Origin of the sequence: Pseudarthrobacter sp. YAF2 (assembly GCF_052113345.1) — a bacterium.
Taxonomy (GTDB): domain Bacteria; phylum Actinomycetota; class Actinomycetes; order Actinomycetales; family Micrococcaceae; genus Arthrobacter.
On sequence record NZ_JBFRDA010000013.1, the window covers coordinates 1 to 24,881 of the forward strand.

Sequence of the window (24,881 nt, forward strand, 5' to 3'; positions counted from 1 at the left end):
CGCGTCCGCCTCACCCGCCCCGGCGGCGACGTCCAACTCTTCCGCCCCGGACTCTCCGTCGCCGAACTCACCCAACCCGGCCAACCCGCCCAACGCATCACCCTCCCACGCCGCAGCCTCCGCGACTGCCTCGCCGAAGAACTCCGCCGCCTCGACCCCGATTCCGTCTTCGGGGAGGTGCTCACCGCCGTCGGACGCGCCGCCATGGAGGTGCCGGCGGAAGCCGCTCCGGCGCTTGCGGCACCGAACCCGCTGCAAGGATGCCTCGTTGTGGTCTAAGCTCGCGGTTCCTTAAACGCCATGGCCCCGGCGCAGTGGGCGCCGGGGCCATGGCCGCCGTCGATCAGGAGGCGTCAGGAATGCTTGTCAGCTAAGCCAACCATCCACCACGCTCTGGTGGGCATCCACCCACTTCTTTGCAGCCGCTTCAGGCGTCATACCGCCTTGTATATCCGTAGCAACCGAGTTCTGGTCCTCGTTGGTCCAGGTGAATGCCTTGGCCAGCTTGGCGGCTGGGGAGCCACTGTCCTCGAGCTTTTTGGAGATGATCTTGTTGAGCTTGTAGGTCGGGTAGTCGCACGCAACCTTTTCCGGGTTGGAGTCGCAGCCCTCGGTCCACGCCGGCAGGCTCACCTTCTTCAACGGAACCTCGGAAAGGAACCACTGCGGCTCGTAGAAATAGCCGAGAAGGGGTGTCTTGTTCTGCTGCGCTGTCCGGAATGACTGGATCAGTGCCGCTTCCGAGCCGGCGAAGACCACTTTGTAGTCAAGGTTCAGGTTCTTCACCAGTGCCTCGTCATTGGTGACGAAGGCGGGGTCGCCGTCAAGGACCTGCCCCTTTCCGCCGGACTCCGAGGTGGTGAACATCGAAGCGTACTTGTTAAGGTTCTGGCCGTCGGTGATGTCCGGGTACTTCTCTGCCATCCATGGCGGGACATACCAGCCGATGTGGCCTTCGTTTCCTGTCGGGCCGGCATCAACGGCCACCTTTTGGTCGGTTATGTACTGCTTGGCCAGGTCGGCGTGGCCCCAGTTTTCGATGATGAGGTCCACTTCGCCTGAGGCGAAGCCTTGCCAGGAGACCTGCTCATTGAGGTCCTTCTGGACGACGCTGCAGCCGAGCTTGTTTTTCGCCACGTAGCTGTAGACGGCGGCGTCAGCGGTGTAACCGACCCAGGCGTTCATTGCTACGTTCACGCTGCCACAGGGCGTTCCCGTGGCACCGCCAGCCGCAGCGGTCTGGTTTACCGATGCACCGCCGCAGCCTGCGAGGAACAGGGCGGCGGCAGCAGCTCCGGCCATTGCCGGCAAGGTGCGTTTTATCAGCCTTTCAGCTTTTTTCATGGTGGGTCTCCTTGTTGGGGCATACAGGACTTCTCGCCTTGTCGCAGGCAAGCTTTCAGGGGGCGTACTTCTGGGCGTAAGCAGGACTGGAACGCTCACGCCGTGGACTTGGACACTGGGATTCTGCGGGCCGGAGCGGCGGCGGCAGCCTGGGTCATCCTGTCCATCATGATTCCGAGGAACACGATGGCCAGGCCGGCGGCGAGGCCCTTACCGAAAATGGAACTCTGGACGAATCCCGCGACGACGTCGTATCCGAGGCCGCCTGCCCCGACGAGGGCTCCCACCACCACCATGGCCAGGACGTAGATCAGCCCCTGGTTGGCAGCGAGCGCCAGGGATTGCCTGGCCATGGGCAGCTGCACCTTCGTGATCACCTGCCACGGTGTCGAACCGCTGGCGATCGCGGACTCGACGACAGTCGGGGAGATCGCCGCGATTCCATCGGCCGTGATCTTGATGGCGACCGGGGCGGCGTAGATGATGCCCGCGATGATCGCCGTGAATCGTGTGGCTCCGAAGAGGCCAAGGAAGGGCACCAGGTAGACGAAGGAGGGCATGGTCTGGCCCGCGTCAAGCAGGGGCCGCATGAGCTGGTCGACGCGGCTGGACCGGCCCATGGCCACGCCAAAGACAATGCCCAAAACCATCACCACGGCGGTGGCAACAAGGGTACCGGCGAGGGTGACCATCGCGTCACTCCAGAGCCCGAGGTAGATGATGACCCCCAGGCAGGCAGTGGTTACGGCAGCGAGCTTCCAGCCGCCCAGTGCGTAGGCCACGATGGCGATCACTGCGACGAGGATGAAGAAAGGCGTGTCGGTCAGTAACGACTGGAACGGGTTGAGGATGGTGCCGGTAACACCTTCACGCAGAGATACCGTGAAGAGCGATACATTCGATTGCAGCCAGTGGCTGGCGGTGTTCACGGCCTGAACGATTGCCGGTCCCACGTTGAGGTCCTGGGGAAAGGCTGCTGCCCAAAGCATGGTCCTGGACAACTGCACCATGACCAGGACCACGGCCAGCGCGATCCCGAGGAGCCCGGCGCGGGCCTTGCGGCCCAAACGGCGTTTGGCGGCTGCGCCAGGCTCTGCGCGGCGGCTGGCCGCTGTGGTCACCCGGTCCAGCACGATGGCCAGCAGGACGATGGAGAGGCCGGCATTGACTGCAGTACCAACGTCCAGGGACTGCAGTGCCCGGACAACCGTCTGGCCAAGGCCCGGAGCTGCGATCAGGGCGGCGATGGTCACCATGGACAGGGCGGCCATGGTCCCCTGGTTGATACCCATCACGATGGTCCGGCGTGCCATGGGCAGCTGCAATGTCAGCAGCCGTTGCAGGCCTGTGGTGCCGAGCGAGTCGGATGCTTCGCGGGTGTTCTCTGGAATGCGGCGGATACCATGTGCGGTCAGGCGGATAACCGGTGGAGCAGCATAGATCACCGTGGCGATCACTGCCGACGCCGGTCCGATCAGGAAGACCAGGGCAAGCGGGGCGAGGTAGACGAAGGTGGGCAGGGTCTGCATGAAGTCCAGCACGGGGGTGATGACCGCGGCTACCCTGCCGTAGATGCCGGACAGCACGCCGAGCGGGATGCCCACCAGCAGTGTCAGCAGCACGGAAGTCAGAACCAGGGCGAACGTGTAGGTCGCTTCCACGAACAGGCCTTGGAAACCGAAGAAGACAAAGACCACAGCCGTCAGCAGGGCTACCCGTACATTGCCAACGGCCAGCGCGATCCAGGTGAGCAGTCCCACCGTTCCCAGCCAGCCGATTTCTGGAAGGCGCAGGCCGGTGGGCGTTGCTGCGAAGGTGGTGGTAAACAGGTTCGCCACGGCATCCACGGCGGTCCGAAGTGGCGTGAAGAAGTAGAGGAAGACCGGGTTGTCAGCCCGGTTTGCCGCGACCCAGGCGTTGAACTGGTTCAGTGAGCGGTGCAGGTCCGTCAGTTCTGAGGCTGGCAACGCCAGGGTTGCCGTGCCGTTGAGGAGCAGGAATCCCAGGATCCAGAGTGCACCGGCGGCCAGCAGGAGGACTGTCCTTCGGCTGGGCCTGCGGCGTGCTTCAGGGACAATGGGGGCAGACGGGACGGTTTTCTGTTTTTCGAGGAGGGCGGACATCAGGCCGCCGCTTCTGCCGGTTGCAGCACCGAAAGAATGCTGTCGCGGTCGATCTGTCCCGTGATCCTGCCGCCCTCTTCGACAAGGACCGGGCAGGAGGAGTGCATTACGGCCGGGATGGCGTCGCGGATGATCATCCTTGAGTTGAGCACTGCTGCATCCCTGGGCGTGGTGTCGGCAAGCGGCCGTGTGATCCACTTGAGGGTCAAGACGTCGGCTCGGGGGACTTCCGAGACGAAGTCCTCGATGTACTTGTCCGCCGGGGACCCGACAAGGTCGTCTCCGGTGCCGCACTGGACAGGCTCTCCGTTGCGCATGATCAGGATGCGGTCTCCGAGTTTCAGCGCTTCCGCGAGGTCGTGGGTAACGAACACCATGGTCTTGCCCATCTCCTTGTGGAGCCGGATGACTTCTGCCTGCATGTCACGCCGGATGAGCGGATCCAAAGCTGAAAAGGGCTCATCGAAGAGGATGGTGTCGGGGTCTCCCGCCAATGCCCGGCCCAGGCCGACCCGCTGCTGCATACCGCCGGACAGTTGGTCCGGGTAGTGCTGTTCGTAGCCTTTGAGCCCAACCAGTTCAATGATTTCCCGGGCCTTGGTGTGGCGTTCGTTCTTCGCTGTTCCGCGTATCTGCAGTCCATACGAGACGTTGTCCAGGACTGTGCGGTGCGGCAGCAGCCCGAAGTGCTGGAAAACCATCGACACTTTCCGGCGGCGGAGTTCCCGAAGTTCAGCCACGCCTGCCTGCAGGACATCGTTGCCGTCCACCAGGACCTGTCCGGACGTCGGCTCGATGAGCCTGGTCAGGCAGCGGATCAGGGTGGATTTGCCTGACCCGGACAATCCCATGACCACGAAAACTTCGCCTTTTGCGACGTCGAAGCTCAGGTTGCGGACCGCGGCAACGCAGCTGGTGCGTTCAAGCAATTCTGCAGAGCTAAGGGCAGATAGATCCCGGTTTCCCGGGATCTTCTCTCCCCCTGGTCCGAAGACCTTCCAAAGGTCGCGAACTGAGATGGCGGGGTTGTTCATGGCTGTACTCCTGCTTGGATGGAGGCTGGAACCGCATGCTTGGGTGGGGTAGAGACTTTGCCGGGCGCCGGCGCAGAAGGAATCCGCTGTGGCTCTGGGCCCGACGTCGGGGAACGTGGTGAATTGTGCTTGCTGCACGAAGTCAAAGCGGGGTAGGGCAGCCAGGCTGCGGTCGACTTGCTGCATTTCGGGTGACCAAGTGAGTTGTGTTAGCAGCAACGCACTTCGTCTTACGCAACAGAGTGATTTACGCCACTCCCTTTGTCAAGGGTTCTTTCTTGAAGTCCGGATGTTACGGAACTGTCGGCCACGCCTCCCTATACGCCTTGACAGGGGTGGAGTATTCATTTCCTCGTTGCGCAGTGCGCCTTTTGTTGCGCTAAAACGTGTTGCTTAAACGCCAGAAGACCCCCGGGACGGGACGTCCCGGGGGTCTTCTGGCTGTTCCTAGTGCCTGTTGTAGCCCATGTTGGCGCTGACCCTGAGGCCCGCTTCCTTCAGCCCCTCCAGCAGGCCCGGAATCTTCTCCGGGTCAAAGCGGAATGCCGGCCCCGAAATACTGATGGCGCCAATCACGGTGCCCTGGTGGTTATACACGGGGACGGCCACGGCATTGAGTCCGATCTCGAATTCCTCGCGCACCACCGCGTACCCCTTGGCGGCCGCGTCGAGGAGTTGGGCGTCCAGTTCCTTCCGGCTGGTGATGGTGCGGGCGGTCCGGGCAGCCAGGCCGGTCTCCTTCAAGATGCGTCCACGCTCGTCGGCGTCCAGTGCGGCCAGGAGGACCTTGCCGCTGGAGGTGGCGTGCAGCGGCGTCAGGCTCCCCACCCAGTCATAGGTGGCCAGTGTGGAGGGCCCCATGGCCTGGTCCACGTTCACGGCATAGTTGGACCGCAGGACGGCAAGGTTGACGGTCTCCTTGAATTCCTCGGCCAGGCTTTCCAGGACGGACCGTGCCTCACGGACCAGGCTCAACCGGCCGGGGATGGAGCTGGCCAGGCGCAGGATCCCAAACCCGAGCTGGTACTTGCCGCGCTCGCTGTTCTGGTGGACCATCTCCCGGGTGACCAGGGACCCCATCAGCCGGGACACGGTGGACTTATGGATGCCCATCTCTTCGGCTATTTCGCTCACGCCCGCGTGCCCCTCCCTGGCCAGGATCTCCAGGACGGTCAGGGCGCGCTCAACGGACTGCACGCCGCCGGACTGGCCGCCCTCGGCGTCGGTATCGGATTCAGGGTCTCTATTCGAAGCCATACTTCCTGATCCTATGCCCGAAACTGTGACGGCCGTGACATCCGGTTAACATGCTTGACGCTTTGGCCCCTGAACCGCGGCTAGCTCCCGCGGTAGGTGGAGTACGCGAACGGGCTCAGCAGCAGGGGCACGTGATAGTGCTCGGAGCCCGTTACCTCGAAGACCAGGTCCACTTCGGGGAAGAACGTTGCGGTCTGCAGCCCGGCATAGTACTTCCCGGTGGCGAAGTTCAGTTTGTAGTGCCCCGGTTCCAGCTGTTCGGGACCCAGGTCCTTCGCCCGGCCGTCCGCGTCCGTGCTGGAGGCAGCCAGCTCGCGCCAGGTGCCGGCGTCGTTCTTTGAAAGGACGACGGCGACCCCCGCCGCCGGGCGCCCGGCACCGGTGTCAAGGATGTGGGTGGTGACGTGGGAAACGCTCATTCGCTGATCAGTCCTTCAAGCCGCAGCACGGCAATCTCGCGCAGCTGCTGGGCCACTAGGGTGTCTTCTTCTGCGGGGGAATTGGCGAGCCGCTGGTTCAGGGCCTGCAGTATTTCCGGTGCGGTGCGTCCGGCGGCCCGGATCAGGAAGACCCGGCCGAACTTTTCCTCGTACTCCCGGTTCCCCCTGGCCAGGGCCTCGGCGGCATCGGTATCCGCCGGGTCCACCCCGGCCTGCTCGGAACGGGACATGGATGCCTCGGTGCCGGCTGTCGTCGGACGTTCCCCGATCCGCGGATGGTGGGCCATGGCGGCCTCGACCTCCGCGGGAGTGAAAGGCTTGGCTGCCTCGGCGGCAAACGCCAGGAGCCCGTCCCGGCTGGCGAACGGCCGGGCTCCTGCCACCGCCTCCACCCACCGGGTGACGTCGATGCAGGGCCGGAGGGTGGCCTGGGCCGCGGCATGCTCCGCGGCGTTGAATTCGGCAAGCTTCATGCTGGCGTATTCCTTGATGGTCATGCTGGCATCCATGGTGACGGCTATGCGGAGGCCGGTTGACCCGGCGCCGATCTTCCGAGCGGCTTCCGCATCATGGAACTGTTATTTCAGCATACGTAATATCTAAGATCAGGGTTCCGTCCGTGTCAAGAGCGTACAACAGCCGTTTGGCCCAGCCGCTAGGACCACGGGCCCTGGGGCTGGCGACGTCCCGCCGCATAGCGCAGGCGCACGGCGGAGAAATGTCCATCGCTGACGCGCCGGGCGGGGGCGCAACACTATCGGTGCTGTTCCCCGCCCGCCCGTAGCCGGCCGGACCCTAGTCCTGGGAGGACGTCCGGGACAGTACCCAGGTGTTGGTGCCGTCCTGGCGTTCGAACGTCACCGTGGTCACCAGCGCCTCGATCAGCGCCAGGCCGCGCCCCGATTCCGCGTCCTCGCCGGGAATTGCGGGTTCCATCGGGCCGAACGGCGGCTTGGCGTAGTAGGCACTGACACGGGCCTGCAGTAATGCGGGCCGCACAGTGGTTTCCACGCCCAGTTCCACGTCCCGCTCCCCGGCCGGCTCGGCATGCCGGACGATGTTCGAAGCAGACTCGATCACCGCCGTCGTGAACGTCATCTGGTCCATGTCGTTGACGAACGGAACGTCCAGCCAGAGGCTGTCGAGGTCGTTGTGGACGGCTTCGATGGCGTCCTCTGCCGCCGGTCCCCGAAAGGTGCGCGAGGCCAGGATCTCAGTCATTGCCGAACGCCTCTTCGGCCGTGGCGTAAGCGGTGAGGACCTTGTCCATGCTGGTCAGCTTCAGGACCATGTTCACCTGCGGCTGCACGGCCGCGATCCGGAGGTCGCCGCCGGCCTGGCGGGCCGCCTTCAGGCAGCCGATCAGCGCGCCAAGGCCGGACGAGTCCATGAACGCGGTGTTTTCCAGGTTGACGACGATCCGGTTCGACCCGCCGGCGATCACGTCCGTGACGAACTCGCGCAGCTTGGGCGCGGAGACCATGTTCAGCCGTCCGTCCGCTTTGACCTCCGCGTATGAGTCTTTGACCTCATAACTGAACTCCATCAGGATTCCTCTCTTTTTTCAGGTTCTGCGGCCGGTTCGTACCCCTTGTAGAGCACAGCGCGGACCAGGATGCTCATGACCACCAGATCAAAGACCACCCAGACGACGTTGACCAGGGTGCCCAGCGGCTCCGCCAGCCCGGTGGCCAGGCGGATGATGCCGACGACGGCCGCGACCGCCAGAAGGATGGACACCACGATCTGGGGCCGGATCAGGCTCCAGCTGGGTCCGCCGCTTTGGCGCGCCTTGGGGGTGACCGCAAACCCCAGGGGACGGCCGAACCATACGTTGCGGGCCGCCGTCGTGCAGGCCTTGATCCAGGTGGGGAACAGGGCAAGGCTGTACTGCTGGCCACGCCAGGTGGGGATGCCGCGGCCGGCCACGGCGAACAGCAGCTGGTTGACCACCATGAACGGGATGAACCGGATGAAGAAGTCCCAGCTCAGGCTGCTGACAGGGAGGATGCCCAGCAGCAGGTAGATGATGGGGGCCGCGAAGTAGATGACAGCGGCGAACCCGCTCAGGTAGGTCCACATGGTGGCGAAGTACATCAGGCGCTGCCCGAGCTTGAGGCCCTTCTGCACCAAGGGGTTTTCCCGCAGCAGGACCTGGATGGTGCCCTGGGCCCAGCGGAGCCGCTGGGTGAGCATGGTCTTCAGGTCCTCGGGTGCGAGGCCATATGCCAGGATCTCGTGGTGGTAGACGCTCTCCCAGCCCATCGCGTGCATGCGCATGGCGGTGGCCATGTCCTCCGTGACGGAAATGGTGGCCAGCGGCATGACCGGCTGGGCCTCGCCGGTGCGTTCCACTGTCAGGGCGTCCAGCACGGCCTGGACCGACTCCAGGGCGCCCAGCGGCGACCAGTCGCGGGCGGACATGCGCTGGACGGCGTCGTCCGCCACCACCGGAACTCCGGACTCGCCCACGTGCGCCAGTTCCATCGCGGCAATCTCTTCGAGGTCCGCCTGCAACGCTGCGACGTCGGCCTGGACCAGGGTCTGTACCGCGGCATCCACGCGGCGGCGCACCCGGTAGGTGACCTCGCCCAGCGGCTGGCCGGCGTCCACTTCCTGCTGGGCTTCCCGGGTGGCGGCCTCCACCTCGTCGAGAACCCCGGCGACCAGGGGCGACTCGACGTCCGCTGACTTGCGGGCCTGCCCGATGGCAGCGCGCGATGCGGCCAAGGCCCGCCGGATGCTCTTCTCGGTTTCCTTGACGTAGCCCACCAGGCCCAATTGCATCAGGGCTTCACGGCGAAGGATGGCGTTGGAGCCGCAGAAGAACGCGGCGTTCCAGCCGTCTTTGCCCTGCTGGATGGGGCCGTAGAACAGTGGCGCCTGGCTGCCGAGCGGATCGTCGGCTGGGACGTTGCTGAAGTACTGCGGAGTCTGGACCAAGGCCACGCGCCGGTTGTTGAAGTAGCCCAGGGTCTTTTCCAGGATGTCCGGTTCGGGGATCTGGTCCGCGTCCAGGATCAGGAGGAATTCGCCATGGGTGACCATCAGCGCGTTGTTCAGGTTTCCGGCCTTTGCGTGGCGGGGGAGGTCCTTGGTCCAGTCCTCGCTGCGGGTGACGTAGCCCAGGCCGTGCTGTTCGCACAGGGCCTTGAGTTCGGGCCTGGCGCCGTCGTCCAGGATCCAGGTGCTGTGCGGGTGGCGGATCTTCTGGGCTGCCAGCGCCGTGGTGAGGACCATGTCCAGATCCTCGTTGTACGTGGTGATGAAGACGTCCACGGTGGCGTCATGGGGCGGTTCCGGCGCGCCCTTGCGGATTTTCAGTTTCCACACCGTCATGCCGAAGAGCATGACGTCGATCAGGCTGTAGGTTTCGGCGGCCACCAGCGGCAGCGCGATCCACCACGCGTCCCAGTTCAGGGAGGACATCCAGCGCCAGGCGATGTAGTTCAGGCCCGTCAGGACGGTGAGGACCACTACCAGGCGGGTCCAGAAACGGGTCATGCGGCTGCGTCCTCTTCCGGCAGCCGGCGGACGACAACCACCGTGACGTCATCCTCGGCGGTTTCGGCCGGTGCCAGGGCCAGGATGGCGCTGCTGGCCGCCTGTGCCGAACCGGCGGACTGGGTGGCCGCCTGGACGGCATCGGTGAAGTCCTCCACCGATTCGAAAACGTCCAGGACACCATCGCTGACCACTACCAGGGTGTCCCCGTGGGCCAGCTCCAGTTCCGCGTGCGGCCACTGCGTCCCAGGCCAGGCGCCCACCGGTGGTCCGCCCGAGGGAAGGCGTTCCGCCGGGCCGACGGGCTGGATGTGCAGCGCCAGGCCGTGCCCGGCGTCGACATAACTGACCTTGCCGGACGCCGCGTCGAGCCGGGCGTGGAACAGGGTCACGAACGAATTGGAGGAGTCCAGGTCCGTGGCGATCGCCTTGCTGGCGGAGGCGAACCCGGCGTCGAGGTCCTGCCGCTGGCCGGTGGAGCGCATGACGGCCCGGACCGTTGCCGCGATCAGCGCCGCGCCCATGCCCTTGCCCATGGCGTCGGCGAACGTCAGGTGCAAACCCTCCGGAGTCTGGTACCAGTCGTAGAAGTCGCCGCCCACGTTGCGGGAGGGACGGAAGATGCCGGCCACGTCATAGCCGTCCACCCGGATGTCCTCCTTGGGCAGCAGGCTCTGCTGCACCTCGGTGGCGCGTTCCAGCTCGCCACGGGCCGCGGATTCGGCGGCGGCCGACGGGCGGCGACGGAACAACGCGTTGATGCGGGACTGCAGTTCCCGCGGGCTGAACGGCTTGCTGATGTATTCATCGGCGCCGTTGTCCAGGCCTGTCAGCTTGTCCAGTTCATCTGCCCGCGCGGTGAGCATCACGATGAATGCGTCCGAGAATTCGCGCAGGAGCTTGCACACTTCCAGCCCGTCGAGGTCGGGCAGGTTCAGGTCCAGGGTCACGAGGTCGGGCTTGCGGCGGCGGACTTCCTCCACCCCCGGCAGGCCTGCGCCGGCGTGGGTGACGTCGAAGCCCTGCTTCGCCAGGACACGGACCAGCAGTCCGCGGATGTCCGGGTCATCTTCGATGACCACCGCACGGCGGGATTCGGAGGGAGAGACCATAGCTCTACTTAACCGTATTAAGCCGCACAGGGCATGTCTTATGCTTCACAGTTTCCGGTGACTTGCCTGACAAGAGGACTGCCGGCCTTTATGCCCCCTCCTGCGGGCGCCATCCAACAGATCTTGCGGAAATCTTGGCACCTGCTTGCCGGGACGTTGAGGAACCCCGCGCACACTCGAAAGAACGCAGCAGCTTCCGCGAATCAGGACACGACGACGACCGCGCGGAGGTTGTACAGCTTGCGGAAAGGGGGGGAAGCCCGTGGAAGAAGTCAAGAACAAAGGGGCGGCCAAGGCCAGGGCCCTGCTTCGCCTGTACTTCCACTCACGGAAAGTGCGGGCCGCGTCCAAGGAACTGGAGCAGGCGCTCGCCGATTCGCGGGAAGTATCCAGTTGGCCCGGCGATCGGCTTCCGGTGGGGGAGGAAATGTCCCGGCACGTGGAAAAACTGACCCGGCGGCTCAAGGTGGAGACCGAGGCGCACATCAGGTTCGCACATCTCTTTAAGACTGCGGGTTGGGGGCATTCCTTAGCGGCGCTGTAGGTGCCACACTTAGCAGCAATCGATTGGCTGGGGATAGTCAGGAGATTGCTGTGAGTTTGTTGCTCGGCTGGTCGTACCTAATGGCGGGACTCATGACCATGGATGCGCTGCTCCTGGCGCTGTGGGCCATGGAGGTTGACTGGGGAAAGTACTGGCGCCGGAAGTAGCGCCCCGCCCGTCCCGGACCCGTCAGGGAAGCCGCTCGACCCCATCCGGAGGGACGGCATCCTGGCTTCCGAGCCGGCGTCGCACGATCTCGTTGATCCACGCCGGTGCGTACGGTGAGGTGCAATTGGGCGGGGTGGGGTAATCCTTCAGCACCTGCAGGCGTTCGCCGATGCTGATGGCCCTGGAGCGGTGCACCGGATGCTCGATCCCGATCTGCGCCAGCGTGTGGTTCATGGCCCACTGAAGCCTGTCGGGTGCACCTTTCATTTCTGCCTCGATGGTGCCCAGCAGCCCGGACAGGTCCAGCCCTTCGGGCTTCTTCGCCACCCGCTCGGTGGTCAGCGCCCAGCCGGCGCTGGCCACGACAGCGTCCGGGTCCAACATCCACGCCCGGCGCAGGTCTTCGGCATGTGCGCTCTTCTTGACGACATAGCTGACCAGCCAGTCGTGGACTTTCGGAGCCCGCGACTGGCGCAGCATGGTGTCCAGCTCGTCGCGGCCGAAGTCCTTGGGCCGGCAGATCAAGATGGCCAGCAGCATCGCCGCCGTATCGCCGGTGGCCCACAACTCAAGGGCAAGGCTGTGCTGGGTTTTCAGTCGCTTGGCCACGGCCCGAAGCCTGGAAAGGTTGACGCCGTGGTCATCCCCGCGCTTCGCGTTGGCCTCCCGCACTTTCGGATCTTCGAGGACCGCAAGTTCGGCCAGAACCTCGTCCATTGCCTGGGACATCCCCAACCTCCGCGTTGCCGGCCCGTGAGCTTCCAGCATAAGGCTCCCGCCGGGAAGGTTCAGGGCAGGGCCAGCCTCATCAGCACGCGGGGGAAGCCATTGAGCACGGAGTCCGTTTGCGCGGCCTTGGCGAACCCGGCGTCCTCGAAGAGTTTGCGGGTGCCCACGTAGGCCATGGTGAGGTCCACTTTGCTGCCGCCATTGTCGACCGGATACCCCTCGATGGCCGGCGCCCCGTAGGAGCGGGCCATATCCACGGCCCCTGCCAGGAGGACGTGCGAGATGCCCTTGCCGCGGTGGCCGGGACGCACGCGCAGGCACCACACGGACCAGGCATCCAGCCCGTCAACATGCGGGATTTTCCGGTTCCGGGCAAAGCTGGTGTCCGCACGGGGGTGGACCGCTGCCCACCCAACAGCCTCGCCGCCGTCGTACGCCAGGACACCCGGCGGCGGGTCCTGGGCCACCAGCTCCTTGACCAGCGCACCACGTTCCTCAGCGCGCAGCGAGACGTTCTGCCTGGACGGGATCCGGTAGCTCAGGCACCAGCAGACTGTCGCGTCCGGGCGCCTGGGCCCCACCATGGTCCGGACGTCCTCGAAAACAGTTGCCGGGCGTACCTCGATCGCCATCCCGCCATCCTTCCACCGGCCCTGGCCGCCGGCAACGCGCGCGGGGAAGGTCCAGGCCAGGTCCAGCCGCAGCACCCGGGCCGCTCCGGAAACGCCGAACGCCCCTGCACAAAAGTGCAGGGGCGTTCGGGAAAAGCTGCAGGAAGCGATGGCGTTTTAGAGGCCCAGTGCTTCCTTCAGGCGGGCGACGTGCCCGTCGGCCTGCACCTGGTACTGGGCCAGGGTGACCTTGCCGTCGGGGTCCACCACAACAGTGGAGCGGACGATGCCTTCGTGGATTTCGCCGTTGACCAGCTTCTCGCCCCAGGCGCCGTAGGCCAGGGCGACGGCGTGGTCGGGGTCCGAGAGCAGCGGGAAGGTCAGGGAGAAATCACCGGTGAAGCCGGCCAGGGCCTCCTGGGCGTCGGGGGAGACGCCGACGACTTCGTAGCCCTTGCCCTGCAGGGAGGACAGGCTGTCGCGGAAGTCGCAGGCCTCGGTGGTGCAGCCGGGGGTGGCGGCCTTCGGGTAGAAGTACACGATGACGTTCTTGCCACGGTAATCGGCCAACGAGGTCTCGCGGCCCTGGGCGTCCCGAAGGGTGAACTCAGGAGCCGGCGTGCCGGGCTGAAGCTTGGTGGTCAGGGTGGGGCTCATGGCGTTCCTTTGTAAGACTCGGTCAGTGATGGCCAAACATCCAGTGAAGCGGTTTGCCGCTTAGTGATACAACTCGGGCGTCATATGCAGTATTCCGCCGGTCCACGAACGGTTGCGTGCGGACCCGGAACAAACTGGTAACCGCCGCCACGAACGGTGGCCACGGCATGGCGGGCGTTGCCCAGTTTCCTGCGGATCCTTCCCACATACACGTCGATGGACCGCGCGGTGGCGCCGGGAAAGGCCAGCGACTCCAGGAACTGTTGCAGTTCCTCCCGCCCTACGGTGCGTGACAGATGCGTCACCAGGTAACGCAGAACCTTGTATTCGACGCCGGTCAGGGCCACCGGAATGCCGTCCAGCAGCACGGTATCGGCCGCGAGGTCCACGGCAACCCGGCTGACCGGGCCGGCCGACGGCGGCAGCAGGGTGCCGTCGTCGTCCACTGGGCGTCCCGGGCCAGGGTTCTCCGCCGCGGAGGGAGTGCGGGAGGAGTGGTCTGCGGCTCCCTCCGCGGCGGACGTGGGGGCTCCGGCGGCAGGCCAATGGACTTCCGCCTCCGGAGCAGTCTGCAGGGCTTTGGCAAGGACCATGTGGGCGGCGTGGCGCAGGACTTCCGGGCTGGTGCCTTCGGCCGGAACCACCCACAGGGCAAGCCCGTACGCGGTGGCGCGCCTGGCCGGAACCTGATGCGCGGCCGCCGGCCGGGGATGATGGGCTTCCACTGCCATGGCGGGTCCTTATACGCCGCCGCGGCGGATCAGCTTGCCCGTGGGGGTCTGGCCGTCCACTACGGTGCCGCGGAGGAAGGTTTTGCGGACCACCCCGGACAGCGCCTTGCCGTCGTAGGGCGTGATGGGGTTCTTGTGCTTGAGCTTCGAAACGTCCACCACGAAGGCCTCGTCCGGGGCGAACACGGCGAAGTCGGCGTCGTAGCCAAGGGCGAGCTGGCCCTTGTTGCCGAGCCGGGCCAGGCCGGCGGGCTTCTCCGCCATCCAGGACACCACCTGCTCCAGCGGGATGCCGCGGTGCCGAGCTTCGGTCCAGATCAGGGACAAGCCCAGCTGCAGCGACGAAACTCCGCCCCAGGCCACGGCGAAGTCGCCGTTCTCCAGGTCCTTCAGGTCCAAGGTGGAGGGGGAATGGTCCGAGACGATGCAGTCGATGGTGCCGTCCAGCAGCCCCTCCCAGAGCAGCTCGCGGTTGGAGGCCTCGCGGATGGGCGGGCAGCACTTGTAGGCCGTGGCGCCGTCCGGGATTTCCTCCGCCATCAGCGTCAGGTAGTGCGGGCACGTTTCGACGGTGAGCTTGACGCCGTCGCGCTTTGCGCTGGCGATCATGGGCAGGGCGTCCGACGACGACAGGTGCAGGATGTGCGCCCGCGCACCGGTCCAGCGGGCCCGTTCGATGACCTCGGCGATGGCCTTGTTCTCGGCACCACGCGGGCGGGAGGCCAGGAACGTGGAGTAGTGGTCGCCGCCGGGGTGCGGGGCGCGGTCGATCGCGTGCGAGTCCTCGGCATGGACGATCATCAGCGAGTCGAAGGACTTGAGTTCGGCCATGTCCTCCTCCATCTCGTCCGCGTCCAGGTGCGGGAACTCGTCCACGCCGGAGTGCAGGAGGAAGCATTTGAAGCCGAAGACGCCCTCGTCGTGCAGGGGGCGCAGGTCGGCCTTGTTGCCGGGGATGGCGCCGCCCCAGAATCCGACGTCGATGAACGCCTGGTCTTCTGCCACCTCGCGCTTGAGCTTGAGGTTTTCCACCGTGGTGGTGGGTGGGACGGAGTTCAACGGCATGTCGATGATGGTGGTCACCCCGCCGGCGGCTGCGGCGCGGGTGGCGGAGGCGAACCCTTCCCATTCCGTCCGGCCGGGCTCGTTGACGTGGACGTGCGTGTCCACCAGGCCGGGCAGCAGGGTCTCGTCGTCGGCGAGTTCGATCACTTCGGCTCCGGCCAGGCCGTTGCCGAGCGGTTCGATGGCCACGATCCTGCCGTTGCGGACGCCCACCTCGCGCGGGGCGACGCCGGCGGTGGTCAGGATGCGCCGGCCCCGGATGACGAGGTCAAAGCGTTCTTCAGACACGGAGGTCCTCCTTGGTACTTGCGGTGCCGGGCCTGTTGGCCGCCAGCCCCGCACTGATCTGGGTGCCCAGCTGCTCCAGCAGGGGTCCTGCCTCTGCTATGCACCTGTTTACATCTGATTCGAGCTCCGTCAAAGCGTGGATCTCCCCGAAGCCTGCGGCTGCCGCCTGGTCATGGTCCAGGGTGGTGCGGCCGCAGACGGCGATGACGGGAACACCGTGCGCGGCAGCCGCGCGGGCAACGCCCATGGGCGTCTTGCCCAGCAGGCTCTGTTCGTCCAGGCTGCCTTCGCCGGTGATCACCAGGTCCGCGCCGGCCAGCCGGTCCGCGAGTCCTGTAAATTCAAGGACGACGTCGATGCCCGGCCGCCGCGTTGCGGCCAGGACGGCGATGGCGGCGTAGCCCACACCGCCGGCTGCCCCGGCTCCGGGAGCCTCTGCAGCCTTGACGGCGCGGAATCCGATTTCCCTGGCCAGGACTTCGACAAACCTGGCCAGGGCGGCGTCGAGCATGCCGACGTCTTGTTGTGTGGCACCCTTTTGCGGGCCGAAGACCGCCGCGGCGCCCTGGGCACCCAGCAGCGGGTTGTCGACGTCGGATGCCAGCACGAAGCGTGTGTCCACCAGCCGGGGCTCGAAGTGGGTGAAATCGATGCTGTGCAGGTTGGCCAGGGCCGCACCGCCGGGCGGGAGTTCGTTGTTCCTGTTGTCCAGGAACCGGGCGCCGAGTCCCTGGAGGAGTCCCGCGCCGCCGTCGGTATTCGCGCTGCCCCCAACGCCCAGCACGATGCGGCGGCAGCCGGCGTCCAGTGCTGCACGGATCAGCTGCCCGGTCCCGAGGGACGTTGCCGTGGTGGCGGCTGCGGAGTCCGGCCGCCCCCCTTTGCTGGTCCGGGGCACCAGGGCGAGACCGGATGCGGTGGCCATCTCGATGACGGCTTCGTGTCCCCGGATGGCATAGTCCGCCGCGACCGGCTGGCCGGTGGGCCCGGTGACCGTTGCCGTGCGGCGGGTGAAGCCGGAGCCGACGGCGGCGTCGAGGGTGCCCTCGCCGCCGTCGGCCACCGGAATCCGGACCACCTCAAGGTTGCCGCCCGCACCGCGCTGCAGGCCCTTTTCCAGGTGGCTGCACACCTCCGGGGCGGACAGCGAACCCTTGAACTTGTCCGGGGCAATAACCACGCGCATGGTTAGCCCTGCAATGCCAGGATGGCGGTGGGTGCGTCCGCGGCGGTCTCGGCCAGTTCCTCGAACTCGTTCACCGCGTTGATTTCCACGCCCATGGAGATGTTGGTGACCTTTTCCAGGATCACTTCCACCACCACGGGTACCTGGAACTCGCCCATCAGGGCCTTGGCCTTGTCGAACGCGGCGGCGAGGTCGTTGGGGTCCTCCACCCGGACGGCCTTGCAGCCCAGGCCTTCGGCCACTTTGAGGTGGTCCACGCCGTAGCCGCGGGTTTCCTCGGACAGGTGCGCGCTGTTGATGTTCTCGAACGCCAGGGACACGTTCTGTTCCATGTTGAAGCCGCGCTGGGACTGGCGGATCAGGCCCAGGTAGGAGTTGTTCACCACCACGTGGATGTACGGCAGGTTGAACTGCGCGCCCACGGCCAGTTCCTCGATCATGAACTGGAAGTCGTAGTCGCCGGAGAGGGCCACGACCGTCTGGTCCGGGTTGGAACGTGCGACGCCGAGCGCGGCCGGGGCGGTCCAGCCCAGCGGGCCTGCCTGGCCGGCGTTGATCCACTTGCGCGGGCCGAACACGTGCAGCATCTGTGCCCCCGCGATCTGGGAGAGCCCGATGGTGGACACGTAGGTGGTGTCGCGGCCGAAGGACTTGTTCATCTCCTCGTACACGCGCTGCGGCTTGATGGGGATGTTCTCGAAGTGGGTCTTACGGTGCAGGGAGGCCTTGCGTTCCTGGCATTCGGCGACCCATGCGCTGTAGTCCGGCAGGGACCCTGCCGCCTTGCGCTCCCTGGCGAGTTCAACCAGCCCTGCCAGCGCCGCACCGGCGTCGGACGCGATGCCCAGGTCCGGCGAGAATACCCGGCCGATCTGCGTGGGCTCGATGTCGATGTGCACGAACGTCCGGCCGGCGGTGTAGGTATCCAGGCCGCCGGTGTGGCGGTTGGCCCAGCGGTTGCCGATGCCGATCACGAAGTCGCTCTGCAGGTAGTTTTCGTTGCCGTAGCGGTGGCTGGTCTGCAGGCCCACCATGCCGGCCATCAGCTGGTGATCATCCGGGATGGTGCCCCAGCCCATCAGGGTGGGGATGACCGGAACGTTGAGGGTCTCGGCCAGTTCCACCAGCTGCGCGGAGGCGCCGGCGTTGATGATGCCGCCGCCGGCCACGATCAGCGGGTGCTTGGCGGCGAGCAGCATGTCCAGGGCCTTTTCCAGCTGCTTGCGGGAAGCCTTGGGCTTTTCGACGGGCAGGGGCTCGTAGGTGTCGATGTCGAACTCGATCTCGGCCATCTGCACGTCGATGGGCAGGTCCAGCAGGACGGGGCCGGGACGGCCGGAGCGCATCAGCTGGAAGGCCTTCTGGAAGGCGCCGGGAACCTGGCCGGGCTCCAGGATGGTCATGGCCATCTTGGTAACGGGCTTGGCGATGGACTCGATGTCCACGGCCTGGAAGTCTTCCTTGTGCAGCTTGGCCACGGGTGCCTGGCCGGTGATGCAGAGCATGGGGATGGAGTCGGCCCAGGCGGCGTAGAGGCCGGTGATCATGTCGGTGCCGGCGGGGCCGGAGGTGCCGATGCAGATGCCGATGTTGCCGTCCTTGGCGCGGCTGAAGCCGTCGGCCATGTGGCTGGCGCCTTCAACGTGGCGGGCCAGGGTGTGGCGGATGCCGCCGTGGGCGCGCATGGCGGAGTAGAAGGGGTTGATTGCCGCGCCTGGCAGGCCGAACGCCTCGATGGCGCCTTCCTTTTCCAGGATGGCAACCGCTGCATCAACGGTACGCATCTTGCTCATGGTGTGCTCCTTGGAAGCTTGAGGTCAGGCCCGGTGGTTGAGCCTGTCGAAACCTGTTTTTGGGTGTGCTGAGGGGACCGCCGTCGTAATTCACGACGGCGGGCTCCCTGCTTAGGTGCTTGTTTCCGGCCTTGCCGGGTGGTTACTTCCTGCCGCTGAGCTGGAGGACCTGCTTGAAGAGACCCGAGTGGTCCAGTGCGCCGTCACCCTGGTTGACGGTGGCGGCGACCAGCTGGGCGGCGATGGCGCCGAGCGGGATGGCGACGTTGGCCTCGCGGGCGGCGGAGGTGACGATGCCCAGGTCCTTGTGGTGCAGGGCCAGGCGGAAGCCGGGGTCGAAGTTGCGGTCCAGCATCTTCTGTCCCTTCTGCTCCAGGACCTTGGAACCGGCGAGGCCGCCGCCCAGGACCTTGAGCGCGGCGTCGGTGTCCACACCGTAGGCCTCGAGGAAGGCGATGGCTTCGCCGAGGACTTCAATGTTGACGGCGACAATCAGCTGGTTGGCTGCCTTGACGGTCTGGCCCGAGCCGGAGGGGCCCACATGGACGATGGTCTTGCCGACCGCGTTCAGGACGTCCTGGGCGTCGTCGAAGTCCGCCTTGTCGCCGCCCACCATGATGGAGAGGACGGCGTCGATGGCGCCCTGTTCGCCGCCGGAGACGGGTGCGTCGAGTGGGCGGATGCCGGCTTCCTTGGCTTCTCCTGCGAGGCGGACCGCGACGTCCGGGCGGATGCTGGAGGCGTCGATCCACAGGGCGCCCTGCTTGGCGTTGGCGAAGACACCGTCCTTGCCGCTGACAACACCCTCGACATCGGGGGAGTCCGGCACCATGGTGATGACGACGTCGGCGTCCCTGACGGCGTCAGCGATGCTCGCGGCGCCCTTGCCTCCCTCGGAGACGAGCTTGTCGATCTTGTCCTGGCTGCGGTTGAAGCCGGTGACGGTGTGGCCGGCCTTGACCAGGTTGATGGCCATGGGCAGGCCCATGATTCCGAGTCCGATGACTGCGACGTTGCTCATGATGGTTCTCTTTCTGAAGTCTGTATGAATCGGTGGTTGAGCTTGTCGAAACCGGATTTCGACTCGCTCAAGCCCTGTTATTGGCTGACGTGTTCGCGGATGGCCCAGCTGAAGGCGGTTGCCTGCGGTTCCTTGTACTCGAGGCCGATGTAGCCCTGGTAACCGAGTTCGCGGCTGCGGGCGATCCATTCGCCCAGGGGGAGGGTGCCGGTGCCGGGGGCGCCGCGCCCGGGGTTATCGGCGATCTGGATGTGGCCGAAGTCTTTGGCGTGGCTTTCGATGACGGATTCGACGTCGTCGCCGTTGACTGCCAGGTGGTAGAAGTCGGCGAGGAGCTTGATGTTCCCGACGCCGGCTTCCTCCTTGACGCGGGAGATGACCTTGAGCGCGTCGTTGGCCGTGAGGAGCGGGTACTTGGGTGCGCCGCTGACCGGTTCGAGGAGGACGGTGCCACCGATCCGGGCGACGCCTTCGGCTGCCGCGGCCAGGTTCTTGACGGCAAGTTCGTCCTGCTCTTCAGGTGTGGACTCGTCCTGCCGGTTGCCGTAGAGGGCATTGAAGGCCTTGCAGCCCAGGCGCTCGCCGATGCCGGCGACGACGTCGATGTTGTCCTTGAATTCGGAGCAGCGTCCCTTCCAGGACACCAGGCCGCGGTCGCCGCCCGGCATGTTGCCGGCGTTGAAGTTCAATCCGGTGAGCTGGACGCCGGCATCCATGATGGCGTTCTCGAACGTGGTGATGTCGCTGTCGGCCGGGACGGAGGTTTCGAAGGGCCACCAGAACTCGACGGCGTCGAAGCCCGCGGCCTTGGCGGCGGCAGGGCGCTCGAGCAGGGGCAGCTCCGTGAGGAGGATGGAGCAGTTCACTGTGTACGTCATCGTAGGTCCTTCCGAGGAGGGCTTTGATCTATCTTCCCTTGCTTCCCGGCTCTTCACCGTTTCCGCTTTGTGGAAGTTAGATTCTGCTTTATGAAAAGTGTAGGGAACGTGGGGTGGGGTAGTCAAGGGGAGGCGCGGGCAGGAAACTGGTATGAAGCAACCCGCATACCAGGAACAGTTGGGAGTGGCCATGACCGCCGGCCGTCTGCGCTTTCTGGTGTGGCTCGTCGCCCTGGCTGGATTCCTCGCGGCCTGCACGCCGGGAACGTATGCGGAACAGTCCGTCAGCGCTCCGCCGTCCGCAGTGGCCACCGCCGAAGGCGCCGCCGGTTCGCAGCAGGGGGCGTCCGGCGCGGCCCCCGCCCCGTCGGAGGCCGCCATTCAGACTGAGGCGCCCGCACCTGCAACGGACACCGCGCCGACCCCAGTTCCGTCCCAGGCCCCGGTTCCAGCCCCGGTTCCTCAGCCGTTCGCCGTCGACCTGTACCGGGAAGGTGACTTTGTGCCCCAGTACACCTTCGACTGGTGCGTGGCGGCGAGCATCCAGATGGCCCACAACCTGATCGACGACACGGGCGGGGGTACCTGGGCTGACAGGGCGCAGCAGGGCGAGCTGTGGGAAATGGCCCGCGCCCGCTCGTCCGACTCGTTCAATGGCGCCAATCCCTTCGGCTGGGCGCAGGTCCTCACCGAATCGGGGATGGGGCCCTACCGGGTGGTCAGCGTTCCCGAATATGGTGAGGCGCTCCGTGCGGCCTCACGCGCCATCACCGAAACGGGCAGGCCGGTGGGGCTCGTTATGTGGAGTGGACGCCATGCATGGGTGATGAGCGGATTCGAGTCGGTGGGCGATCCCCGGCAGTTCGCCGACTTCTCCGTGACCGGCATTCGTGTCCTGGATCCGCTGTATCCCTACGGCAGCGGGCAGTGGGGACCCTCGCCGGCGCCCAACAGCCTCATTAGCCCGGAACAGCTCGCGACACAGTTCGTGGTCAGGGAGCCGCGCCGATGGAGCAGTGGGCTTCCGGTGGGTTATCTCCTAGTGCTGCCCGTCGCGGCGTGAGCGGCCTCGTCTTCCGTTGTGATCCTTGACACCCCGCGGAAGCAGGTCCTAAAGTGTTGCCAAGTCGTTTTGGCAAAACGATTTTTCACCCCAAGCTCATTCTCACCATTCCGTTCGAGAGAAAGTGAGTCGACAGCGATGTCCTCTCGTAAATTCATCACCAGGCTCGCCATTGGCGGCATCTGCACCGCCGTCGCCCTGGTCGCCTCCGGGTGCGGCGCAGGGGGCCCGGCCGCTACGTCGGGAAGCGCCGGCACCAACACCGTCAACGTCCTGGTCGAGGCCGGCGGCCACGCAGAACTGACCGGCATCGCCGAACAGTGCAGGAAGGATGCCGGCGTCGACGTCAACTTCGTCGAACTGCCCTACGACGGCATGTTCAACCGGCTCTCCAGCGAATTCTCCTCCGGCAACGTCTCCTTCGATGTCGCCGCCCTGGATTCGGTCTGGCTGCCCAGCTTCAAGGACGCCGTCCAGCCCATCGATGAACTCTTCACCGATGAGGCAAAGAAAGACATCTTCCCGGCGTTGGTTAAGGAAGCCAACGTGGACGGCCACTTCATCGGCATGCCTGCCTGGACCAACGCCGAAATCATCCTTTACCGCAAAGACCTCTTCGAGGATGCCAAGAACAAGGCCGACTTCAAGGCCAAGTACGGGTACGACCTCGCAGCCCCTACCACCTGGAAGCAGTACCAGGACATCTCCGCATTCTTCACCAAGGACGGCATGTTCGGCACCGACGTGAAGGGCGGGGTGGAAACCGAATGGCTGGCCCACGTCCTGCAAGCCGGCTCGCCCATGGTGCTGGACGAGAACAACAAGGTGGTAATCGACAACGCCGCCCACAAGGAAGCCCTGGACTTCTACACCAGCCTGGTCAAGGACGCGCCATCCGGCGCCGCACAGGTGGACTGGGCTGCCGCTCAGAACCTGTTCAACCAGGGCAAGACCGCCATGACCCGGTTCTGGGCCCACGCCTACCGCCAGATCCCCAAGGACTCCCCGGTGGCCGGAAAGGTCGGAGCCGCTCCCATGATTGCCGGGTCCGCCGGCGTCGGCGGTGTCCCGGGCCCCTGGTACCTGACCGTGCCGAAGGCCACCAAGAACGCGGACGCGGCCAAGAAGTTCGTCAAGTGCGCCTACGACTACAACGACAAGGGCATTGAGTCCAGCCTTGGCCTGGCGGCACGAATCTCCGCATTCGAGAAGTACCAGGACAAGCCGGGCTACGAGAGCTTCAAGCCACTGATCGAAACCCTCAGCGGCAAGGCCACGGCAACCCGCCCGGCCACCGAAAAGTGGCAGCAAATCGTGGACACCGTGCTGGTTCCCATGCTGCAGAAGGCCGTAGCCGGTGGTGACTCCGCAACCCTCCTCGCCGATGCCAAGAAGCAGATCGAGGACCTCCTCAAGTAAGACCCCCGCGGCCGGCGCCTGACTCAACGGCGCCGGCCGCGGCCCCAACCAGCGGAAGAGAAAACCGTGCGTATCTCCGATCGCCGCTTCGCATTGTTCTTGATGACACCAGCGGCGCTGTTCCTGGCAATTTTTGTTGCTTTCCCCCTGTTCCGCCTGGTCGCGGACAGCTTCTTCAAGATCTCCCCGATCGCCGGCGGCCCCCGCGAATTCGTGGGCCTGGACAACTACTTCCGGGCTTTTGCCTCCGAGGCCTTCACCGGTGCAGGGTGGCGCACCCTGGCTTACACCTTGGTGGTGGTGACGCTCGAATTCGCACTTGGCCTTGGCATGGCACTGCTCTTCACCATGCTGGGCAGGAGCTCACAGATCTGGCGGACCGTGTTCATGTATCCGCTGATGATCGCCCCGATCGTGGCCGGCCTGCTGTGGAAGTTCCTGATGATCGATAACTTTGGCCTCATCGGCACCCTCCTGCACCAAGCGGGCCTCCTGTCCAATCCCAACCAGATCGGCTGGCTGTCCGATCCCGGCATCGTGTTGTTCTCAGTGGCCATCCCGGACATCTGGCTCACGACCTCGTTCATGTGCCTGGTGCTCTTTGCCGGACTGCAGAACATTCCCGGTGACCTGATCGAGGCGGCGCGGCTGGATGGCGCCCGGGCCACCGCGCTTCTGTTCCGGATCATCCTTCCGCTGCTCCGGCCCGTTATCGCAGTGGCACTGGTGGTACGCGGCATTGACGCGGCCAGGGCCTTCGATACCATCCTCATCCAGACCAATGGCGGCCCGCAGTCGGCCTCGGAGACCATGAGCCTGTTGATCTACCGAACCATGATCCGCTTTGGCGATCCCGGCCTGGCCAGTGCCATGGGCACCATCTACCTGCTGGCGATGCTCGCCGTCGCATTCTTCGCGGTGGCCACCATCTGGCGGCCCGGAAAGGACACCTGATGAGCACCGCACAAACCGTCAATCACGACGCCGGGACGCGGCGCAAGGCGTCCGCGGCACCTTCCGCCGGGCCCGGCGCCGTCCTGCCGCGCAAGCGCCACGGCGTCAACCGGGAAGGCCTGGAAGCAGGCCGGCGCGGAACCCGCACCCTGCTGTGGATCCTGCTCGCAGCGGCCATGGTGCTGTACGGGTTTCCGTTCCTGTACCTGATCTTCACGTCGTTCAAGGCGCCCATTGACACCATCGCCGTCCCGCCCACCATCCTGCCCCGGGAGTGGACGCTGGAGAACTACGTCAACGCGCTGGGCCGCAGCGGCGTACCGGCGTCGTTCATCAACAGCATCCAGACGGCAATCATCAGCACGGTGCTTTCACTGGTGCTGGCGGTACCCGCCGCGTACGGCATCACCAGGTACAAGACCTTGAGCGGCCGGATCTTCATCATGGCCGCGCTGGTGACGCGCATGGTGCCGCCGGTAGCCATCGGCATCCCGCTGGCGTCCATGATGGCGTCGATGGGCCTTTCCGACACCCCGATTGCGCTGTCCATTGCGCACACCACCATCTCGCTGCCACTCTCCATCTGGCTGATGTCCAGCTTCTTCGAGGCTGTGCCGAAAGACCTGGAGGAGGCTGCGACGGTGGATGGCTGCAGCAGGCTGGGGGCCCTGTGGCGGGTGGTGATCCCGGTGGTGTCCGGCGGTATCGCCGTCACCGCGATCTTCGCCTTCCTGGCCTCCTGGAACGAGTTCCTCTTCGCACTGCTCATGACGGCGATCCGGTCCCAGACGACGCCCGTGGTCATCGCGAATTTCCAGACCCAGTTCGGCCTGGACTGGGGATCCATGACAGCCTTGGCCGCCGTCTACTCCATCCCGGTCATCCTCCTTACCCTCTTGCTGCAGCGCAAGATCGTGGCAGGCATGACGCTCGGCGCCGTCAAGGGATAGACCACAAGCA

Annotated in this window: 25 protein-coding genes; 6 read left to right on the forward strand and 19 right to left on the reverse strand. The window is 65.5% G+C overall.

Features of this window, described 5'->3' with window-relative positions; all coding sequences use genetic code 11:
• On the forward strand, positions 1-279 hold a 279-nt coding region (locus tag AB4Y79_RS13810; protein ID WP_441862795.1), incomplete at its 5' end, for an OpcA/G6PD domain-containing protein.
• Between the two features lie 87 nt (positions 280-366).
• Here the strand turns inward: AB4Y79_RS13810 and AB4Y79_RS13815 are convergent.
• The 10 genes from AB4Y79_RS13815 to AB4Y79_RS13860 all read right to left on the reverse strand — a co-directional run bounded on the left by AB4Y79_RS13815 (position 367) and on the right by AB4Y79_RS13860 (position 10,814).
• The gene (locus tag AB4Y79_RS13815; protein WP_441862798.1) at positions 367-1,344 is read right to left on the reverse strand and encodes an ABC transporter substrate-binding protein; all 978 of its coding nucleotides are present in this window, start codon (positions 1,342-1,344) and stop codon (positions 367-369) included.
• Between the two features lie 95 nt (positions 1,345-1,439).
• Positions 1,440-3,467 (reverse strand): ABC transporter permease, encoded by a 2,028-nt coding sequence (locus AB4Y79_RS13820; RefSeq protein WP_441862801.1) that lies wholly within the window; start codon positions 3,465-3,467, stop codon positions 1,440-1,442.
• Positions 3,467-4,501, reverse strand: a complete 1,035-nt coding sequence (locus tag AB4Y79_RS13825; protein WP_308929657.1) for a quaternary amine ABC transporter ATP-binding protein — start codon at positions 4,499-4,501, stop codon at positions 3,467-3,469. Before AB4Y79_RS13825 ends, AB4Y79_RS13820 begins: the two co-directional genes overlap by 1 nt.
• Before the next feature lie 447 nt (positions 4,502-4,948).
• Entirely contained in the window at positions 4,949-5,758 is an 810-nt protein-coding gene (locus AB4Y79_RS13830; protein ID WP_441862805.1) for an IclR family transcriptional regulator, read from the reverse strand.
• A gap of 80 nt (positions 5,759-5,838) precedes the next feature.
• Positions 5,839-6,177, reverse strand: a complete 339-nt coding sequence (gene uraH / locus AB4Y79_RS13835) for a hydroxyisourate hydrolase (RefSeq protein WP_441862808.1) — start codon at positions 6,175-6,177, stop codon at positions 5,839-5,841.
• Positions 6,174-6,671 (reverse strand): 2-oxo-4-hydroxy-4-carboxy-5-ureidoimidazoline decarboxylase, encoded by a 498-nt coding sequence (gene uraD, locus AB4Y79_RS13840; RefSeq protein WP_441863228.1) that lies wholly within the window; start codon positions 6,669-6,671, stop codon positions 6,174-6,176. Before uraD ends, uraH begins: the two co-directional genes overlap by 4 nt.
• Before the next feature lie 322 nt (positions 6,672-6,993).
• The gene (locus tag AB4Y79_RS13845; protein ID WP_441862810.1) at positions 6,994-7,419 is read right to left on the reverse strand and encodes an ATP-binding protein; all 426 of its coding nucleotides are present in this window, start codon (positions 7,417-7,419) and stop codon (positions 6,994-6,996) included.
• Positions 7,412-7,744: an STAS domain-containing protein gene (locus AB4Y79_RS13850; protein WP_018771766.1), complete on the reverse strand. Its 333-nt coding sequence runs from the start codon at positions 7,742-7,744 to the stop codon at positions 7,412-7,414. Before AB4Y79_RS13850 ends, AB4Y79_RS13845 begins: the two co-directional genes overlap by 8 nt.
• Positions 7,744-9,702: a glycosyltransferase family 2 protein gene (locus AB4Y79_RS13855; RefSeq protein WP_441862812.1), complete on the reverse strand. Its 1,959-nt coding sequence runs from the start codon at positions 9,700-9,702 to the stop codon at positions 7,744-7,746. The genes AB4Y79_RS13850 and AB4Y79_RS13855 overlap by 1 nt, the downstream gene beginning before the upstream one ends.
• Positions 9,699-10,814: a PP2C family protein-serine/threonine phosphatase gene (locus AB4Y79_RS13860; protein ID WP_441862814.1), complete on the reverse strand. Its 1,116-nt coding sequence runs from the start codon at positions 10,812-10,814 to the stop codon at positions 9,699-9,701. The genes AB4Y79_RS13855 and AB4Y79_RS13860 overlap by 4 nt, the downstream gene beginning before the upstream one ends.
• Positions 10,815-11,076: 262 nt before the next feature.
• Between AB4Y79_RS13860 and AB4Y79_RS13865 the strand changes: the two genes are divergently transcribed.
• Complete coding sequence (locus AB4Y79_RS13865; protein WP_441862816.1) at positions 11,077-11,358, forward strand: hypothetical protein; 282 nt, start codon at positions 11,077-11,079, stop codon at positions 11,356-11,358.
• 189 nt (positions 11,359-11,547) lie between these two features.
• Here the strand turns inward: AB4Y79_RS13865 and AB4Y79_RS13870 are convergent, their stop codons facing one another.
• The 9 genes from AB4Y79_RS13870 to AB4Y79_RS13910 form a co-directional block, all read right to left on the reverse strand.
• Positions 11,548-12,255 (reverse strand): DNA alkylation repair protein, encoded by a 708-nt coding sequence (locus AB4Y79_RS13870; protein ID WP_441862818.1) that lies wholly within the window; start codon positions 12,253-12,255, stop codon positions 11,548-11,550.
• A 59-nt stretch (positions 12,256-12,314) separates the two neighbouring features.
• On the reverse strand, positions 12,315-12,887 hold the full coding sequence (locus AB4Y79_RS13875; RefSeq protein WP_441862820.1) for a GNAT family N-acetyltransferase: 573 nt from the start codon (positions 12,885-12,887) through the stop codon (positions 12,315-12,317).
• 156 nt (positions 12,888-13,043) lie between these two features.
• A complete protein-coding gene (bcp, locus tag AB4Y79_RS13880) occupies positions 13,044-13,523 on the reverse strand; it encodes a thioredoxin-dependent thiol peroxidase (protein ID WP_441862823.1) in 480 nt (159 codons plus the stop codon).
• A gap of 80 nt (positions 13,524-13,603) precedes the next feature.
• Positions 13,604-14,254, reverse strand: coding sequence for a winged helix-turn-helix domain-containing protein (locus tag AB4Y79_RS13885; RefSeq protein WP_441862825.1), 651 nt, complete (start codon positions 14,252-14,254; stop codon positions 13,604-13,606).
• A gap of 9 nt (positions 14,255-14,263) precedes the next feature.
• The gene (gene allB, locus AB4Y79_RS13890) at positions 14,264-15,607 is read right to left on the reverse strand and encodes an allantoinase AllB (RefSeq protein WP_441862827.1); all 1,344 of its coding nucleotides are present in this window, start codon (positions 15,605-15,607) and stop codon (positions 14,264-14,266) included.
• Complete coding sequence (locus AB4Y79_RS13895) at positions 15,600-16,793, reverse strand: glycerate kinase (protein WP_441862829.1); 1,194 nt, start codon at positions 16,791-16,793, stop codon at positions 15,600-15,602. The genes allB and AB4Y79_RS13895 overlap by 8 nt, the downstream gene beginning before the upstream one ends.
• A 2-nt stretch (positions 16,794-16,795) precedes the next feature.
• Positions 16,796-18,586, reverse strand: coding sequence for a glyoxylate carboligase (gene gcl, locus AB4Y79_RS13900; RefSeq protein WP_441862831.1), 1,791 nt, complete (start codon positions 18,584-18,586; stop codon positions 16,796-16,798).
• Positions 18,587-18,728: 142 nt separating this feature from the next.
• Positions 18,729-19,607 carry a 2-hydroxy-3-oxopropionate reductase gene (locus tag AB4Y79_RS13905; protein ID WP_441862833.1) on the reverse strand — a complete coding sequence of 293 codons (879 nt, stop codon included), beginning with the start codon at positions 19,605-19,607 and terminating at the stop codon, positions 18,729-18,731.
• Positions 19,608-19,684: 77 nt separating this feature from the next.
• Positions 19,685-20,485 carry a hydroxypyruvate isomerase family protein gene (locus AB4Y79_RS13910; RefSeq protein WP_441862835.1) on the reverse strand — a complete coding sequence of 267 codons (801 nt, stop codon included), beginning with the start codon at positions 20,483-20,485 and terminating at the stop codon, positions 19,685-19,687.
• A gap of 151 nt (positions 20,486-20,636) precedes the next feature.
• Here AB4Y79_RS13910 and AB4Y79_RS13915 point away from each other — a divergent pair, with 151 nt between their 5' ends.
• From AB4Y79_RS13915 to AB4Y79_RS13930, 4 genes are all read left to right on the forward strand, one after another.
• Positions 20,637-21,548, forward strand: coding sequence for a hypothetical protein (locus tag AB4Y79_RS13915; protein ID WP_441862837.1), 912 nt, complete (start codon positions 20,637-20,639; stop codon positions 21,546-21,548).
• A gap of 138 nt (positions 21,549-21,686) precedes the next feature.
• Entirely contained in the window at positions 21,687-22,967 is a 1,281-nt protein-coding gene (locus AB4Y79_RS13920; RefSeq protein WP_441862839.1) for an ABC transporter substrate-binding protein, read from the forward strand.
• A gap of 66 nt (positions 22,968-23,033) precedes the next feature.
• Positions 23,034-23,921, forward strand: a complete 888-nt coding sequence (locus tag AB4Y79_RS13925) for a carbohydrate ABC transporter permease (RefSeq protein ID WP_441862841.1) — start codon at positions 23,034-23,036, stop codon at positions 23,919-23,921.
• Positions 23,921-24,871, forward strand: a complete 951-nt coding sequence (locus AB4Y79_RS13930; RefSeq protein ID WP_441862843.1) for a carbohydrate ABC transporter permease — start codon at positions 23,921-23,923, stop codon at positions 24,869-24,871. Before AB4Y79_RS13925 ends, AB4Y79_RS13930 begins: the two co-directional genes overlap by 1 nt.
• Positions 24,872-24,881 lie beyond the last annotated feature (10 nt).

Coding starts and splice junctions, on each gene's coding strand:
- uraD (WP_441863228.1), bottom strand. CDS start 6,671: ATGAAGCTTGCCGAATTCAACGCCGCGGAGCATGCCGCGGCCCAGGCC.
- gcl (WP_441862831.1), bottom strand. CDS start 18,586: ATGAGCAAGATGCGTACCGTTGATGCAGCGGTTGCCATCCTGGAAAAG.
- AB4Y79_RS13845 (WP_441862810.1), bottom strand. CDS start 7,419: ATGACTGAGATCCTGGCCTCGCGCACCTTTCGGGGACCGGCGGCAGAG.
- AB4Y79_RS13855 (WP_441862812.1), bottom strand. CDS start 9,702: ATGACCCGTTTCTGGACCCGCCTGGTAGTGGTCCTCACCGTCCTGACG.
- uraH (WP_441862808.1), bottom strand. CDS start 6,177: ATGAGCGTTTCCCACGTCACCACCCACATCCTTGACACCGGTGCCGGG.
- AB4Y79_RS13850 (WP_018771766.1), bottom strand. CDS start 7,744: ATGGAGTTCAGTTATGAGGTCAAAGACTCATACGCGGAGGTCAAAGCG.
- AB4Y79_RS13830 (WP_441862805.1), bottom strand. CDS start 5,758: ATGGCTTCGAATAGAGACCCTGAATCCGATACCGACGCCGAGGGCGGC.
- AB4Y79_RS13875 (WP_441862820.1), bottom strand. CDS start 12,887: ATGGCGATCGAGGTACGCCCGGCAACTGTTTTCGAGGACGTCCGGACC.
- AB4Y79_RS13930 (WP_441862843.1), top strand. CDS start 23,921: ATGAGCACCGCACAAACCGTCAATCACGACGCCGGGACGCGGCGCAAG.
- AB4Y79_RS13815 (WP_441862798.1), bottom strand. CDS start 1,344: ATGAAAAAAGCTGAAAGGCTGATAAAACGCACCTTGCCGGCAATGGCC.
- AB4Y79_RS13895 (WP_441862829.1), bottom strand. CDS start 16,793: ATGCGCGTGGTTATTGCCCCGGACAAGTTCAAGGGTTCGCTGTCCGCC.
- AB4Y79_RS13885 (WP_441862825.1), bottom strand. CDS start 14,254: ATGGCAGTGGAAGCCCATCATCCCCGGCCGGCGGCCGCGCATCAGGTT.
- bcp (WP_441862823.1), bottom strand. CDS start 13,523: ATGAGCCCCACCCTGACCACCAAGCTTCAGCCCGGCACGCCGGCTCCT.
- AB4Y79_RS13870 (WP_441862818.1), bottom strand. CDS start 12,255: ATGTCCCAGGCAATGGACGAGGTTCTGGCCGAACTTGCGGTCCTCGAA.
- AB4Y79_RS13910 (WP_441862835.1), bottom strand. CDS start 20,485: ATGACGTACACAGTGAACTGCTCCATCCTCCTCACGGAGCTGCCCCTG.
- AB4Y79_RS13860 (WP_441862814.1), bottom strand. CDS start 10,814: ATGGTCTCTCCCTCCGAATCCCGCCGTGCGGTGGTCATCGAAGATGAC.
- AB4Y79_RS13825 (WP_308929657.1), bottom strand. CDS start 4,501: ATGAACAACCCCGCCATCTCAGTTCGCGACCTTTGGAAGGTCTTCGGA.
- AB4Y79_RS13905 (WP_441862833.1), bottom strand. CDS start 19,607: ATGAGCAACGTCGCAGTCATCGGACTCGGAATCATGGGCCTGCCCATG.
- AB4Y79_RS13915 (WP_441862837.1), top strand. CDS start 20,637: ATGAAGCAACCCGCATACCAGGAACAGTTGGGAGTGGCCATGACCGCC.
- AB4Y79_RS13920 (WP_441862839.1), top strand. CDS start 21,687: ATGTCCTCTCGTAAATTCATCACCAGGCTCGCCATTGGCGGCATCTGC.
- AB4Y79_RS13820 (WP_441862801.1), bottom strand. CDS start 3,467: ATGTCCGCCCTCCTCGAAAAACAGAAAACCGTCCCGTCTGCCCCCATT.